Source organism: Roseovarius sp. CAU 1744, assembly GCF_039839345.1.
In the GTDB taxonomy this organism is placed as follows: domain Bacteria; phylum Pseudomonadota; class Alphaproteobacteria; order Rhodobacterales; family Rhodobacteraceae; genus Roseovarius.
In genome coordinates this window covers 1-16,139 of the sequence record NZ_JBDOQV010000014.1, presented here as the reverse complement: position 1 = coordinate 16,139, position 16,139 = coordinate 1, and the positions used below count along the sequence as shown (strand labels likewise).

Annotated in this window: 11 protein-coding genes; 7 read left to right on the top strand and 4 right to left on the bottom strand. The window is 49.1% G+C overall.

Translation table 11 applies throughout. The features are described from left to right. The first annotated feature begins 28 nt into the window (after positions 1 to 28). Positions 29 to 358 carry a PilZ domain-containing protein gene (locus AAFO92_RS22320; protein ID WP_347539130.1) on the top strand — a complete coding sequence of 110 codons (330 nt, stop codon included), beginning with the start codon at positions 29 to 31 and terminating at the stop codon, positions 356 to 358. 306 nt (positions 359 to 664) lie between these two features. On the opposite strand, the gene AAFO92_RS22315 is transcribed toward AAFO92_RS22320, so the two are convergent. The 3 genes from AAFO92_RS22315 to AAFO92_RS22305 form a co-directional block, all read right to left on the bottom strand. Continuing rightward, complete coding sequence (locus tag AAFO92_RS22315) at positions 665 to 1,810, bottom strand: MFS transporter (protein WP_347539128.1); 1,146 nt, start codon at positions 1,808 to 1,810, stop codon at positions 665 to 667. A gap of 55 nt (positions 1,811 to 1,865) precedes the next feature. Further along, positions 1,866 to 2,633 carry a hypothetical protein gene (locus tag AAFO92_RS22310; RefSeq protein ID WP_347539126.1) on the bottom strand — a complete coding sequence of 256 codons (768 nt, stop codon included), beginning with the start codon at positions 2,631 to 2,633 and terminating at the stop codon, positions 1,866 to 1,868. Between the two features lie 1,011 nt (positions 2,634 to 3,644). Then, entirely contained in the window at positions 3,645 to 5,414 is a 1,770-nt protein-coding gene (locus tag AAFO92_RS22305) for an EAL domain-containing protein (protein ID WP_347539124.1), read from the bottom strand. Between the two features lie 819 nt (positions 5,415 to 6,233). On the opposite strand from AAFO92_RS22305, the gene AAFO92_RS22300 reads away from it, so the two are divergent. The 4 genes from AAFO92_RS22300 (at position 6,234) to AAFO92_RS22285 (ending at position 9,727) form a co-directional block, all read left to right on the top strand. Then, positions 6,234 to 6,422 carry a hypothetical protein gene (locus AAFO92_RS22300; RefSeq protein ID WP_347539122.1) on the top strand — a complete coding sequence of 63 codons (189 nt, stop codon included), beginning with the start codon at positions 6,234 to 6,236 and terminating at the stop codon, positions 6,420 to 6,422. Positions 6,423 to 6,532: 110 nt separating this feature from the next. Beyond that, positions 6,533 to 6,715 carry a hypothetical protein gene (locus AAFO92_RS22295; protein WP_347539120.1) on the top strand — a complete coding sequence of 61 codons (183 nt, stop codon included), beginning with the start codon at positions 6,533 to 6,535 and terminating at the stop codon, positions 6,713 to 6,715. Between the two features lie 878 nt (positions 6,716 to 7,593). Next, entirely contained in the window at positions 7,594 to 8,505 is a 912-nt protein-coding gene (gene radC / locus AAFO92_RS22290) for a DNA repair protein RadC (protein WP_347539118.1), read from the top strand. Between the two features lie 1,033 nt (positions 8,506 to 9,538). After that, positions 9,539 to 9,727, top strand: a complete 189-nt coding sequence (locus tag AAFO92_RS22285; RefSeq protein WP_347539117.1) for a hypothetical protein — start codon at positions 9,539 to 9,541, stop codon at positions 9,725 to 9,727. Positions 9,728 to 11,027: 1,300 nt separating this feature from the next. On the opposite strand, the gene AAFO92_RS22280 is transcribed toward AAFO92_RS22285, so the two are convergent. Then, positions 11,028 to 11,423, bottom strand: coding sequence for a response regulator (locus AAFO92_RS22280; RefSeq protein WP_347539115.1), 396 nt, complete (start codon positions 11,421 to 11,423; stop codon positions 11,028 to 11,030). A 696-nt stretch (positions 11,424 to 12,119) separates the two neighbouring features. Here AAFO92_RS22280 and AAFO92_RS22275 point away from each other — a divergent pair. Continuing rightward, complete coding sequence (locus AAFO92_RS22275; RefSeq protein WP_347539113.1) at positions 12,120 to 14,066, top strand: CHASE domain-containing protein; 1,947 nt, start codon at positions 12,120 to 12,122, stop codon at positions 14,064 to 14,066. 638 nt (positions 14,067 to 14,704) lie between these two features. Next, positions 14,705 to 16,139: PA14 domain-containing protein (locus AAFO92_RS22270; protein WP_347539111.1), on the top strand; the 1,435-nt coding region annotated here is incomplete at its 3' end.

The following is a 16,139-nucleotide window of genomic DNA, read 5'->3' as shown; positions in this document are numbered from 1 at the left end:
CAGAATTGGAATTTTGGAAAGTTTATGTATGTCTGCCGAAGCGCCAAATTTACCGTTTCCTACTAGGGTGAGTCGCTTTGCCGTTTCTTTGGCATGCCAAATTGGTGTCGACGATGTGAATCTCGAAGGTACAGTGGTCAACGTTAGCTGTGCCGGGCTCGGAATCGAATTTAAAACTGGCATAGACAAAATCGATCTGACGGCGCCTTACTTTGTAGTCGTCGATGGGTTGGGGGAATTTGATGTCGAAATTCGTTGGAACCGAGGTGATCGAATTGGTGTGAGGTTTTCTGATAGTGACAACTCAAAGGTTCGTGTCCAAGAGTTCCTCGATTCGAATGAGCTAGCCCTAACCTGAGTCTTAGAAATCAAATGACCGCTTCCGAGCCATCTCTCGTCCCTCCTGTGACACACAAATAGTGGCACACTTCTAAGGGGCTACGCATTTCAAACTCCACTTTCTGATACCTCATGAAAAACAAATGCGCCATGCATACCAGTGATAGGCGCGCGGATTGACCGCTCGTTAGTAGGATTGCTAAGCGATCGAATGTCCGCTCGCGCTCGATGCGCTGCCAAGATAGCCGAATTCGTCCGACGTACGCTCTTGGGCTTCAATGATGCGATGTTATTATGAATTACTGCGTCTTTGTCGGTTCGAAAATCACGAGCTGTTTGCAAGTTCCTTGCTGATCTTCATCGCGCAGAAGGCTGCTACGAAATTAGAAAAACATATCGCGGAGGCGGCATATGCGAATTCCGCATCTGAGAGAATGGCAACCGTCATAATACCGCCAAGCCTTGCGAAAGTGATGTCCAGACTTGTCGAAATAGCACTCATACCATTCGGTGCGAACTTTAGAACCAATTGCGTGGACGGTGCGTTGCTACAAGCCAAAGCCGAGCCGACGAGAACCGAAGACAAGATCAGGAGCGGGAAGCTCTGACTACTGTATGAAAGCAAAAAACCAGCGACGATGAGGAGCGGCGTGGCAAGCATAATCATTCGGAGGTGTGGTCTATCCACCATGTTTCGCAACAGAGTACTCAAACCGGAGAAAGTTAGCCACAATATTGACAGCATCAGGCCGACGCCAACAGTCTCGACGTTTTGATCTGACATCCAGACAGGTAGCCGGAACAGGTAATAGGTAATGGATCCGTAGGTGCAGAAAACAAAGATAAATGTCAGCCAGAGGTTGCGGGATATAAACAGCTCGGAATATTTCGCTTTAGCGCTGGCGGTAGGTGCTAGATTATCAATAGTTTGCAACCCGTTCAAAATCACCAAAGCGATCCCTGCTAAGATTGCGATGAATATGAACGCGAAGTTCCAACTTTGCGCACCGAGGAGGCTGCCATAGAAAAGCGGAACAAGGGCGGTGACGTAACCCGCAATGCTGCCCCATGCGATGAGCGTCCTTCCCGGATTCAGCGGTGATGCGCGTGTCAGAAGAAGGGGTACAAGTGGCGAAAAGATTCCACCGCCAACGCCCTGGATCGCGCGTCCGATGAGGAGAGATTCAAATCCGTCCGCTGCGGCCACCAAGAGCGAGCCGACTGCGAAGAAGGCAACCCCATAACCAAAAACCTTTCTCGTGCTGAAGGCGTCGCCGCACCAGCCGCCGAGCAGAACTCCAAGTGCAACCGCGATGCCGTATGAGTTGAAGACCCAGGCCAGTTCGCTGATTGACAGGTCGAACTGCAACTGGATCGACGGCAATAGCAGTGGTACCAGCGTTAGCTCCATCACGAACGCAATGTTTGCCGCGACTGGTCCGATGATCGCACTGCGTGGTGACACGGTCACTCGGCCAGCTCTATCGATATCTGACGTAGGGTGTGTCATTTACGTTTACTGCCATTCAGACGTTTGCTTTTGCGTTCAAGCGGCCCTTCGCATCTACGGAAGCGGTCGTAGATTGAACCGCCGAAACGCCGCTCGCGCGTTGGAGGCTTTGGGGCGCTTGAGCAAGCGCATTCGCCATATCGTTGGCCCCCATCCAAATCAGATAATCTTCCTCGGTCACCTGTTGGTTAGGGCCAAGCCAACGGCCGGGTTCACAGTGACAGTATCCGTAGCGAAGGTGTGCACCTTTCGCGCCCAACTGTTTGGGTACGAGCGCAAAAACAAATGACGGATTCCAAGTCCCGACCATGATCTCGAACAGGACGCGTGACAATAGCGAAGTAGCACCTTGGCTACGCGGTCCGCCAAGGCCGAGGGCACGAAGCCAGAACTCCCCCTGATAGCAGACTTGACCCGTGATCGTGTCAAGCGCCTCCGGACCCGAATAATATGTAAGATCCGGGTCGGGCGTGGTATCTGGGGTTATGTATTTGTGGCGGTGGATATTCAGATGCCTTGCCAGCGAAATGCCCGACAAATCGAGAAGACGAACCGCTTGAGTGTGGATTAACTCACCGCTTGAGTTGAACCCGCAAATCCAGAAGCCGTTAGTACGGTCGATGTACGAACTTGCCACGTCAAACATCGGATAAATCGGGCCGCGATCAATCTGCTTGCGCCGATAGGAGCGATACTTTGCAAAGTCGTCGCCAACCTCAATATGAATGCCACCTTCCTCGAGATCGCGTAAGATACCGGAAAGGTGTGTTGTCAATTTAAACATTCTAATTGGAGACATCCCCATCCTACGTGCCCCTTCTTCCGACTTGGCGTGCAACCTCCCATCAAATGGTTAACGATGTGTTATTTACTTTTTGCGAATTGAAGGATCTCTAATCGAACTTCTGGTTTAGTTTACGCCCTCAAACGGTCGGATGGGCTGGCTTCTGCGAGATTGCCGTGATCAGTTCTCTTTACAAATCTGTCCATTTTCCGTCCCTAGCAGGTAAGAACTGCGGATAGGTCTGCACATGGCTTGGCGTATTGAGGCGAACACTACATTGATTCGATACAATGCGATTCCGAAGCGCTGCTCGTACAGTGATTGATGTCCACAAGGACCACTCTGGCGAAAGTGACCAAATTAAGGAAAACACCTAGAATTGAGGTAATTTCACCCTTTGCCCATCTCTTCGCCAACTATTTGATTTCAAAATCTTTTGTCGAGACTCCTCGTAGAGGAAAGGATGCGCGGGCTTTGTATCATGATCCAGCGTGGCCTCCGACTGGCTGAGAATGAGGCGATGCGTGGGCAGACACTCCAGTACAGCCACATTTTGGTCAAATCCGGCCTGAATTATCGGCGAGCGAAAGGGGTTTTTCATGATTCTTACTAAGCTGTTTGACAAGTCGGTTCAGGTGTCCTGCACACCGCCAGGTTCCGTGAACGTGCGCATCGGAAACGCCGTTGAGGGCCCGGGCGGAAGATGGGTCCCGTGCGCGTCCGAAACTGCGGAAGGTGATTTTGTGTCGTGTGTTTATGAGGTTGGACCTGGCCGTAATCAGGTTTGCGCGGCCAACAGTCAAACTTATTGTCCGGACGAAGCGCTTGCGCATGCGATTGAACTCGCTGCGATGGCTGCCGCCTAGGGCAGTTGATTTAAGGATTGCGATATGCCGCAACGCGCCGAAAGGCACACACCCATTTAATTGGTTAAACCACCCCGACGCGACGGTCCCCAAATCGGCGGCCACAGTCGTAGATCTCACCAGGCGTTTATGCTACGCAACACTGTCAATTCGCTTTTACTGTGCCACTCACCACGCTTTTTTCGATGTCCGATTGTGAACCGAACCAAAACACCCCACCCGTCTTCGTCAACCTATCGCGCAGGTCGTCCACGCTCATCGGCCGGCCGAAATGGAAGCCCTGCAGATAATCGCAGCCCATCTCAATCACAAGCCGCGCATGCTCTTCGGATTCGACGCCTTCCGCGACCACACGCATGCCAAGGCTCTTGCCGATGCCGATGATGGCTGCAGCCAACGGCCTTGCGTTCGGGTCCGCCGCAATTGGCTGAATGAAGTGGCGGTCGACCTTTAGGATCGCTGGCCTGATTTCCAGCAACCCCCGCACCGACGCGTGTCCTGTTCCGAAGTCGTCCAGGGCTACCGTTACCCCTAACTCATCAAGCTCATCTATTGTCCATCGAACTACGTCACCCATGCGATCGAGGTAAACCGATTCAAGAATTTCTACCGTCAGTCTTTCTGGCTCAATGCCCGAGCTCTTGATGTCATGTATGAAGGTTGGGTCTGCCAACCGGGCTGCGGAAACGTTCACCGCAACACGGGGTAGTTGAACACGCGCTTCGTCAAGACGGGACAGGGCCCCGTGCAGGCTTTCAAAGATGATTTCATCAATCCGCTTGAGAATCCCAATCTGCGCAGCGGTGTCGAGAAATGCGGCTGGTGCAAGAATGCCCCTGGTTGGATGGGACCACCTCACCAGCATTTCGGCGCAAGCAATTCTACCGGTCTGCGCGTCAATCAAGGGTTGGAAATACGGAATGAACTCCTGTCGTTCGCATGCTAAGAGGAGGTCCGATGCCAGTTGCATGGTTGCAACGGATTTCGCATGCATCTCGTCAGTAAAAAATGACCACCGACCTTTACCTTGCTCCTTCGCGTGGTAGAGCGCCATATCGGCATCTGCGACGACTTGTCCCGGGTTTTCCATATTCTCTTTGGCGATTGCCATGCCGACACTCGCGCTACAGGAGGTAGATTTGCCATCAAACGTGAATGGTGCCTGCATAGTTTGAACAATTTCGTCGGCCAGGCTGCTGACCTTGAGAGCGCTGTTCCCTAGCGGCTTCAGAATTACAAACTCGTCGCCGCCAAGGCGTGCGACCAAATCAGATTTATCGGTCATCTGTCGCAACATGTTGGCAACGGAAACTAACAGCCGATCTCCGGCATCATGGCCAAGCGTGTCATTCACGAATTTGAAGCGGTCCAAATCAATGTAGAGTACAGCAAATTCCGTCCCGTAATTCCTTAGGTTCTCAATCCAGGTCTTAAGCTCGACCTCGAAATGCCGACGGTTTGAAAGGCCGGTCAAAGCGTCTTCGTTCGCGTCCTTGGCCACCGACTGTGCGAGTTTGTGAAGTCGCGTGTTTTCTTTCGTTAGGCGGTGAACTTCTTCGGTGACCTTGGCATAGCTTTCCCTGTCCAACTTCGAGGTATCTTTCGTCACAGGTTCAACAGGTGCCGTACGTTCCTCTTCCAGTTCGAGTATCGAGCACAGCCACCAGTGATTTCCCGTTTCGGGATCGGAAAGGTGTGTCCAGCTCATGCGCTGCAAATAGACTTCGCCGTTCTTGCGATTGTTGAGCGCCTTGGTTGAAAAGTTCTCCCAGTTCATCAGTTTTTCAATGATGTAGAGGTGAACGCCCTGTTCCAAATCCGGACCGATCAAAATGGTTCCTCGTTGGCCCAGTGCCTCTTCGGCTTCGTACCCAGTGATCGTGGTGAAGGCTTTGTTACACCACTGAAATTCCATGATCGCTCCATCGTCATTCGACGCTAAAGCGAGTGCCAAGCCTTCGGTGCACCTATCATTGATTTGATTGAAAATTTGAACAGGTATCACGAACAGCGCCTAAATGTTTCCACACTCCTATGGCATCAAAGAGATTAGGAACGGTTTAGACCAAGAAAACACACTGACTTTTTTAGGAAAAATTTGAACGATTGAAGATTAAAGGAACTTACTCTGACTTCGATAAGAGTGTCGCACAGATCTTGGTAGCAAAATCCGTTGCAGTCGTTCTGCTGATTGCCGTGGTTAATCTGATTTATAAGATTAGTTGTGTTTTCTGCGCATGCGTCGTCAGCCCTTCCACCATGCCGCATTTTGGTCGAATGTCCGTTTCCGGGTAGTTCGCGGTTAGAATTGAGCAGAGGAGAATGTCCGATGTGGGCCGAATTGCCAGTCCCGTTGATATTGCATTGTCGTTAGACAGGAATGTGGGCCACCTTTCTTACCAATGTCGACGCAAAAGGAGCAGAAGCCACTGAACTGGGGCAGACCCTAGGCATCAGGCAAACTCGCTCACGACCAGCAAAATCAAACCGTGAGCTTGAACGCCGATAAACAGCATTCCCATGCGTAGAATTCCCCGGCGTTCCAGCCGTCGAAGTAGTGATGGAGGCCAGTTGTCGTTTGCCACGAGCATGTGAAATTCAGAGATTACGGTCTGCTTGATTGCGTTGCGTGCGCAGAAACTTGCCAAGTATGATTTGAGTAAGAATATCTTAGTAGGTTGTTAACAGTATGCTTTCATTGGTTGTCAAAATTTTTACATAACGGAGGCCTGATATGGTGGAAATCGAACTGCTGATCCGTACGATGAACGCGGCCAAGAAAGCGCGTGAAAAAGATTTCGTGAATACCGCTGAAGCACTTGATGAAATCGTCGCGTACATGTTGGCGCACGCCAACGCAAAGATGCGTTCATCAGGAGAAAACTGCGCTTACTTTGGAACTGATTTGCCACAACTACACTGAGCGCCACGCCGGTAGCAGATTATTGCGAGCGAAATTCACCTCTAGTTAACCAATATCCACGTAGCTATTCAAGTTGGGAATTCACTGGTTACGTACTGAGGATTATATATATGATGATGTTCAAAGATATGCTTGCGCTTTTGAAAGACATTGAGGATTTTAACGAGGCGCAAGACTTTCCCGAAGCGGAGAATCTCATCCAAGAAGCCAAAATGGCGATCGAAAAGGATCGGCGGTTGGGTCTAGAGGCGTTTACTGGTGACAAACATCGCACTGCGGTTGATCCCCTCTAGCAAAGACAGACACGCCAGCGATAAATCAATATGTCACCAGCCTCAATCATCGTGAAGACGGTGAACCCTCGGTGCGAACGAGCAGCAGCAAACGAAACAGGTTTCCCATCCTGCTGCATCGGGAAGAATTACCTGTCCGCAAAGGAATGTGGTTGTCGAGACTTGCGCTCTTTTTGCAGGACCGCCCCCAAGAGTGAACGCGCGACAGCGTCCTAACCGTGCAGCGCCACAAGCCGATCCATCTCTCTAACGACGTGTAGGCCTGACAGTGGTGTGTCCACAACCGCGGTCAAGCGTTCCTGGTTGAATTCATCGAGTGCGCACATAATGAAGGACCGTATTCGTTTATGATGCGAAGTCGAGTGGCGACAGTTGGTCCGGCTTCTGTAGGGTTGTCATGGGTTGAGGTGCCCTGTTGCCGATGTCTCGCTCGCAACCATTGCGCTTGTGCGCCGTTAGCTACTCTTTGTAGCAGACGCTATGGAGTTTGTTCCAGTTCATTCCCTAACGCTTCCGGTTCCGCTAGATGTACGGCCGCTGATAGTCGCGTCTGCACAAAATGTAATACCGTATTCGCGGTGAATCTTGATTGTCTCAAATGCCTCCAACCGGACAGGCGATGGCGCATTCGACAAAGCCAAGCCTGATCGAAATCTTAGGAATTTTTTCATTAACCAAAGGTAAATATTGGATGAATGTTGCGTAAGACCAACAAAGATTTCAGTAAAGTAAATCGCTTTAATAATGATGTTCGAATTAACCGAGGTTTAACCGTGGGACATAATAGTTTGTCACTGGTATCGGACAAAGGCTTGCGGGCTTATGACGTAGGTTATGCAGCGGTTCGTAGCGATTTCTGATCAACAACGCGAGGAAATATGGTTACTGAAATCTCCAAAAACTTCGAACATGCGTTCACATCTGAGCTCGGAATGGATGCGCGGTTCGGAAAAGTTCTTACAGCTACCAAGTCAAAGCCTCTCGAGGCAAATAGTGACCGAATGCCCTCCGAAGCAAGAACTTTCTTGAAGAATAGCCTTCCAATACAACGAGAAAACAGAGTTAGCGCCAGCCATTACCTTGACAGTTCCAAATCGGGCAAGAGTGCTAATGCCAACCGCCAATGTGAGTTTGAGTCTACGATTGAAGCTAATTCAAGAATCCTCATGGGCGGTTCAAGCGCGATGCTAGACAGTGAACTTCTCGAACTCGTGCTCAAAGACATTCCGAGCGTGATAAATGCACCAATGCTTGCGAAGCGCCTTTTAAGGGAATTTGGTGAACTCAATGGTGTATTGGCCGCTTCAAAATACAGAATAAAAAAAGTGCCCGGAGCAAACATTGAGGTATATGTTCGGTTAAATGTCTTGAAGGCGATTTCGTTGAGGCTGGCGCATAGCAAGATACAAAACCGCAAAGTTATTTCTTGCTGGCGCGATTTGATCAATTACTGCCGAATTTCAATGTCGCATCAAGAGCGAGAGAAATTCCGAGTGTTTTATCTGGACAAAAAGAACGTATTAATTGCCGACGAGGAACAGTCTGAGGGTACTGTTGATCATGTGCCCGTATACCCAAGAGAGCTAGCAAAGCGAGCACTAGAGCTTAACGCCAGCGCGTTGATACTTGTACACAATCATCCGTCTGGCGACCCGAAACCCAGCTCAGAAGACATACAGGTGACTCAGCAAGTAGTAAATGCTTGTCAGACAATCGGTGTTACAGTTCACGACCACGTCATAATAGGTAATGGAACTGAAACGTCGTTTAAAGCGAGCGGATATCTGTGACTGTGGCGCCGCTAGTTTCCTAATCCCTGCCTTGTTCAGTTCCTGCTATCAGATTCGATGTCAACGGGCGACAGCATGTCGTTGTACATGTGCTTGCCGATCGGGTTGTAGAAGAGCCCGATGTATTCGAGCACGTCCTGCCTGCAGCGTCTCGGTTTGGATACCCACCAGAAGGGCCTGGAGCGTGAAGTCCGTGGTCATGCAGGATTGGGCATGCCATTCCCTACCGCACGGAGCGAGAACAGGTCTGTGATGACGCACGGATGTAGCCAGCCCACATGGGCCTTCATATAGCTAATTTCGATGACCCAAAAGGTTGATCGGGGTGAGACGCCTCAAACCACTGCTCCAGCTTGTTCTCAGCTACGATGGTTGGCTTGCCACCGTATCGGCCAGTTCGGCGCCTGTATCGAGCTGCGCGGCGATCTCGGACAGCGACGCCAGTCGCGCCATGCGGTTCTCAGAGATGCGCTAGCCTTGGCCGCGCGGGTCTACCCTCAGCTTGTGGTAGCCATAGAAATCGCAACTGTCCGTCCGAGCCTTCCGGATCAGCTTGGTCTGGCGCGCATCCTCCTGCGCTCGGCGGCTTAGCGGTTCTTTGAGCCATGCGTAGAGGTCAGAGTAATGGACCGGCAGCACCCGGCACATGCCGCGGATTCCTGACTCCTCATCACGCGTTAGGTATGCGACCGCCAGTACCTGAAAGCTTATTAGAGAATCCCAAAATCACTGGCACAAATTGGTGGCTAGACAATGAGGACCTAGCTCGGCGTCCGTCCGCTGCGTCCCATTTTTAAGGGTATTGTTGCGGCGAGCGCAATCGTCGAAATGAATATTTCACAGTAACCGGGTTCACTTTCATCGAGAGACTTCTAAATCAGATTACATTTGGCGGATTGATGAATGGCTACGCACGACCATCCAGGGTAAGCGAAATTGCGCCGAGATAACTTCGCTTAGGAAGCACTTATCATTTTGTTAAGAAACTGAACCAATAAACGATTTAGTAACTTCCGCAGCCCAGGGGGCAAAAATGATCACTAACGAACTCTTGATTCGCACTGTCAGCGCAGCAAAGCACGCACGAGAGAACGGCTTCAAAAATACAGCGGACGCGTTTGACGAGATTGCTGAAAATCTATTGGAATTGATGAATTCAGGTTCAGCAACTTCATTTGATGGCACACGGGCTAGGCCTTCGGAAATTGAACACATAGGCTGAGAAATCATTTTGGTGTAATGACAGCTGTTTGGCGGATTGCGAAATCTTAATCGAAATCCCCGCGTGCTGATATCGCCAACGCAACTCAAACTTGACCTTACAACGGTCGAAACGAAACTGACCAACAAAGCCAGAAGGTTTTGCGTTCGGCGAAGGACGGACGGCTACACAGCTAGAACATAGAAGGACACTGTCTTATTGTTTCCTGGTTTACCGTTAGGTTTACTGACTACGACAGCGTCCGCGTTGATTACATTGTTGCCGCGGCCTTCGATCCAATCGCCAGCACTTGATTTAGGTGCAGTAGTCAGCAGCAACGGGTTTCCAAACAACTTGGGCCTCGTTCGTTTCTAAGTGAATGGCCGCGTCCACCAGCGATCTTGTAGTTGCCTAAAATTTAGATGCCATGGGATTCTGAAACCGTGCGAATCTCTTCGGCGCTGCTGTATCGGAGTACATCTTTCTTGTAGTCGTTGCGACTAACATTCCAATCGATTTCTTTACAGATTCGGATGTGGTTCTCGACGCACTATTCTGATTCCAATGTCACTTTGTCGATCAGTAATTGTTTCCTGCGCCCAATATTCCGCACGATAGATTCTCTTCATCCAGCGCTTGCCCATTTGTGGTGCTCTCAAATTAGTTTCAGTGACGCTCTGCTTCACAATTGGATGAAGGTGAAGAACTGAGTAGAAATTAGGAACAACTTTACTTTTTGCTTCTAACTATTGAATTGGCTTAGGACATAGCCCACTAAACTTATCAAGCCACTACTTCTACTGAAAAATTCTCCCCCAAGGCCCATAAGCCTTGGGGTTTCAAAACATAGGTTTTATAGTCGGATGGGATCACAGCTAGTTCTGATTATTATCCGATTCTAGACTGCGATGATGAATGGAAACGGCATTGCTGGTCTGTAAATCAATGGCCGATTGATAGAGGGTCGTTCGGAGAATTCAAACCACTAGTCCGCCAAAGTGAGCGCGCCAAGACCAGCCTTCGTAGTACGCCTTCTCTGAGAAAGAATTTCGTCGCCGTTCGTTCTTCTGTAGAAGCTACTTGAGTTCCATTGACAGATCTAAGCCATTTCACCGTATTGTTTGGCTACCGGTAATTAGTCTGGCGAACAAAACTTACCTGACTGATCGCATCTAGACGGGGCATCCTACGCGCGATCAGACCATAACCTGCCGCACTTTGGTGTCTATCTCTTCGGACTTCGATCGCTAACTATACATCCTTATTCTTCCGTTTCCGAAACTAAACGGTAGATCAATTCACTTGGGATGGCTCTGTGCGCTCAGCTGATCTCGCAATATTTATCGATAAGGCTGTTTAGATCACCTGGCGAAATAGGTTTGGGTAAGTATCCGTTCATCCCATGCGATTGGACTGCAAGCGGGTGATGGAATCCTGTGTCGGCGGTAACAGCAATTACAGGTATGTCGCGAGGAGGATCAACACTGTTCGAGCGTAATCTCTTGGTTGCCTCAATGCCTGAAAGATTCGGCATGTGAACGTCCATCAGAATGAGTGCATAGGAATCTGGGTTGAGCTCTATTTTTTCACAGGCAGATACGCCATCATTCGCAACGTCAACTTCCAATCCAACCCCAAGTGTTTCAATAATTTGCTTAATCATGAAACGCATGAAGGTGTCGTCTTCTACGATTAGTATTCTCTTCCGGTTTGCCACGGTAAACACCCCTTGCCTGTGTAACTCGACATTAGTCAAGAACTCATCTATTGCAACCTTAAGTTTAGTGTATTGAGATTGATACCAGTATCTGGGGTGCGAGGCGAAGGGATAAGAAATCTCTAAGAGTAAAGGCGCCAATCAGAACAAATTTACCTCTTGTTAACCTAGGTTCTCAATAACTGGATAATATGAATTTCGGGAACAACTTTATGCGTATTTTGCTATTGGAAGACGATGGGGCAACTCGCGCGATTTTTGGACAAAGAATCTCGGACGAGGGCCACATTGTGGTCGAATGTGGAACTACACAACATGCAATCAAGATACTTCAAACAACCCAGATAGACCTTCTAATCGTTGATCTGTTAGTTGATGAAACGAACAGTTTAGGTGTCGTTCAGTTTGCTGGTTATGCCGCACCCAGAGCGGAAGTAATTTTGGTAACAGGGTCGACTCTGTTCAAGAATGGCGAGCTCTTGTCGCAATTTCCCGGAGTGAGTTGGGTCTTGCGCAAACCAATTTCTGCGGACGACCTGATGGCTTTCATCGAGTACGCGGACCAACGCAGATCCCATGAACACATAAGACAGAATATTTTGCGAGTGCACTCAAGCTGTGGTTCCGTTCAAAGTCTTTAAGGATAGAAAATATTAGAGTGTGCAGAAAATCTTGTCCTACTGCAGGGGAGTTTTGATGAAAGTTGAATCGACCTCGCCGCTGAATATTGGGCAGATTTCACAAATCAAGCCCAGTGTAATTGAACTCGAGAAGCGGTCACTCGAGCGCAACAGTAGTCTAAGCATTGTTCACTGGCTGGTAGTACTATTGTCGTTGATTTTGACAATCGCGGCTTGGCAGTTTTCTCGGGCACAAATTGCTCTAAGAACTGAAGCACGGTTTGAACATATGTCAAATCAGATAGCCGAGTTAATTGAAGAGCGATTGCAGAAATATGAACTTGCCTTATGGTCAGGTGTCGCTGCACTGAAATCGCATAAAGACGACGTTGGACACTTGACTTGGCGCGCTTTCGCAAAAAGCTTGGATATCGAACATAGATATCCTGGCGTAAACGGAATCGGCGTGATCCATCAGGTTAAGTCTGCTGATCTAGAAAGCTATTTGCAAAAACAACGTCGTTTTCGACCTGAGTTTAATATTCACCCACCTCACGATGGTGAAATCTACCAACCCATTACCTTCATAGAGCCAATTGAAAAGAATTCCCCCGCTCTCGGTCTCGATATGGTTCATGAGGTAAACCGCCATTCTAGCATAAATAGGTCCAGAGACACGAATTCTGCGCAGATGTCAGGGCCCATAATTCTGGTACAAGGCCATAGACAAGGATTCTTGTTTTTTGCCCCCTACTATACAGGTGAAAACCACGTAACTTTACAAGCCCGTCGCGAAAACTTTGCTGGGGCGGTCTATGCCCCTATTATCGTCGAGGAGTTAATCCAAGGCGTTCTTCACAGAGATCGCAGGTCGATCGCAATCCGCATCAGCGACAAAAACGAAACTATCTATGACGAGATTGAATCAACTGATTCAGACTACGATACTGCTGCGCTTGGGGAGATGCGCATAGCTATGCAACTCTATGGTCGCGAGTGGAATCTCGAGCTTCGTTCAGGTTTAGAATTCCGCGCGGAGAATTCTAGTCGAGAGCCCTTAGTAATCCTGATGGTTGGCATCTTGATTGATTTGGCGCTGCTCAGTTTATTCTATATATTGTCGCGTGCGAACCGACGTGGACTGCAATTTGTCAGTATGGCCACAAACGCACTTGAGGCGGAAACTCAAGCCCGTCGCGCGCTCAACGCCAAATCGCAAGCACTGATGAAATCAAACCAACAATTGAATGTCGCTCGGCTTGAAGCTGAAAGCGCAAGCAAAGTTAAGTCTGCATTTCTCTCTACGATGAGCCACGAAGTTCGTACTCCATTGACCGCAATCAGTGGAATATTGGTTCTCTTAGAGCGTGCAGATTTGTCTGAGCAGCAGAACAAACTCGTTCACGCTGGCAAACTGGCTTCCGAGAAACTAATTAAACTTCTTACAGATATTCTAGAATCCTCGCGTCTCGAAGCAGGTGCGGTTGAATTGTTTGAGCGCGAAGTCGCAGTGAAACCACTTGTTGAAGAATGGCGAGTGTTGGCTGAGGGGGCAATCCAGAATTATCAAAAGGCCATTGAAGTTGTTGTACAAATTTCTAGCGACACACCCTCGAAAATTGTTGTCGATGACGTTCGGCTGTCACAAGTTATGAATAACTTGCTAGATAACGCTGTCCGTTTCACAGAAAATGGACAGATTACTATCAAAGTAATTGTCCGTAAGAACAATACTGATCTAGACTCTACGGTTATCATAACTTTGCAAGATACTGGTATTGGGATTGCAGATAGTGATCTCGAAGTCATATTCGACCGATTTCGACAGGTCGATAACTCCATGACGCGCTCAAAAGGGGGAAGCGGCCTCGGCCTGGCAATTTGCGAGGACGTAATTAATCTAATGGGTGGAAAGCTCAACGTTTCTAGTAAATTGGGAGAGGGTACGATTTTTGAGATCTGCTTACCGGTAAAGGGCGCCGGTGATAACAAACTGAATTGCAATGGCGATACTTTGATCTGAATGGGAGTAAAGTGTTTGTGTTTTCAGTGAATCGAATTGGAGTTCTCTGAACTGGTTTTTTCTGATCCAATTTGAATTAGAGTGGCATCATGGCAAACCTTATTGTCTGGATTTTCGGGAGCGGATTGGCGCATATGGCGGGCAAGGCCGGTAGGACAGTTTTTAGGCGACAGCGCAGTTTCAGCAACGCAACTAGAGCCTCAGGGATGCGATGTGTCCAAACTCAATTGAAAGCTCTATAATTTGATTCTGAGAGTGCGAAAGAATTCAGGTATTTCCGTTTTCTTTGCCCTGTCTCGATTACCAAAACCACTTTATACCATAGTGTGGAGACTACACTGGCATCCGCTATGTAATCCCGCTTTATTCGCAGATTGTTGATTCCGTATCTAACTAACTGCAAGTTTTTCTTGTTCTCTTCTGCAGAACGAATTTCAGCATAGTCAACCCTAAACCACTGAAGAGCAAGTTCAACTTCAGATGGGAAGTAGTAACGATCGTCATTTTATCGAATTTATCCTGAATAGCTTAACTCTGCATAAATGCAGTCAACTTTAGATTGCGCTCTTGCAAGTGATTCCAATCAAGAAACGGAACGCTTGAAGATTGAAACCAGGCGAGCAGCAGGAGCAACATCCATGACCATCTTTCACGGCGGCGCAAACGAAATTCTCGGATTAAGAGCTGAATATTTTGCGCTTCCCAAAGAGACGATATCGTTAGGTGCGGTTGACTTTGATAAAGAGCCGGACATCATCGGGAAAGTTGATGAGTTGGGTTTCTATCAGACAAATGCGCCCTTTGACGAAGGTGGCGAAAGTGACTACTTCGCGGCACACTTTAGTGGAAATCTGAATGTGGAGGAGGGTGGTAGATACAAGCTATTCCTATCTTCCGACGACGTGGCGAAACTCTACATCAATGGTCAACAGGTCGTCTATAATAGGCATTCAGATTCTGATGACCCGCGAACCAACTCAAAATGGGTGACACTCGATGCCGGTTCGCACGACATCCAAATTTACTATATCGAAAACCGCGGCTCGCAGACCCTGCAGCTTGAGTGGCAAGGGCCCGATTCAGACGGTCAGAGAGAGCTGATCAGTTCGGGCAACCTGAGCCATATCCTCAAAAACGACAGTTTTGACCAAAACCATAGCGGTCAAAAAGATATATCCGGATTAAGAGCTGAATATTTTGCGCTTCCCAAGGAGACGATATCGCTAGGTGCGGTTGACTTTGATGAAGAGCCGGACATCGTCGGGAAAGTTGATGAGTTGGGTTTCTATCAGACAAATGCGCCCTTTGACGAAGGTGGCGAAAGTGACTACTTCGCGGCACACTTTAGTGGAAATCTGAATGTGGAGGAGGGTGGTAGATACAAGCTATTCCTATCTTCCGACGACGTGGCGAAACTCTACATCAATGGTCAACAGGTCGTCTATAATAGGCATTCAGATTCTGATGACCCGCGAACCAACTCAAAATGGGTGACACTCGATGCCGGTTCGCACGACATCCAAATTTACTATATCGAAAACCGCGGCACGCAGACCCTCAAGCTTGAGTGGCAAGGGCCCGATTCAAACGGTCAACGAGAGCTGATCGGCTCTGACAACCTGTCGCATATCGGTTCCAATGACAATCACGACGGCCACGACGATGGGCACGGCCACGGCGACGATGACGACCACGCAGGCCATGACGACGGGCATGACCATGGCGATGATGACGACCATGCAGGCCACGACGACGGGCACGACCACGGCGATGATGACGACCATGCAGGCCACGACGACGGGCATGACCATGGCGACGATGACGACCATGCAGGCCATGATGACGGGCATGACCATGGCGATGATGACGACCATGCAGGCCATGACGACGGGCACGACCACGGCGACGATGACGACCATGCAGGCCACGACGATGGACACGGCGGCCATGATCACGGCGACGACGATTCATACATTCCGCTGCCTACACATCCTAGTGAAGTTGAGGCCTACGTCATTGCAGTAAAGGCCGAAGCGGATCATTCTGCTCATATGGACGACTCGCAAAAGGCCA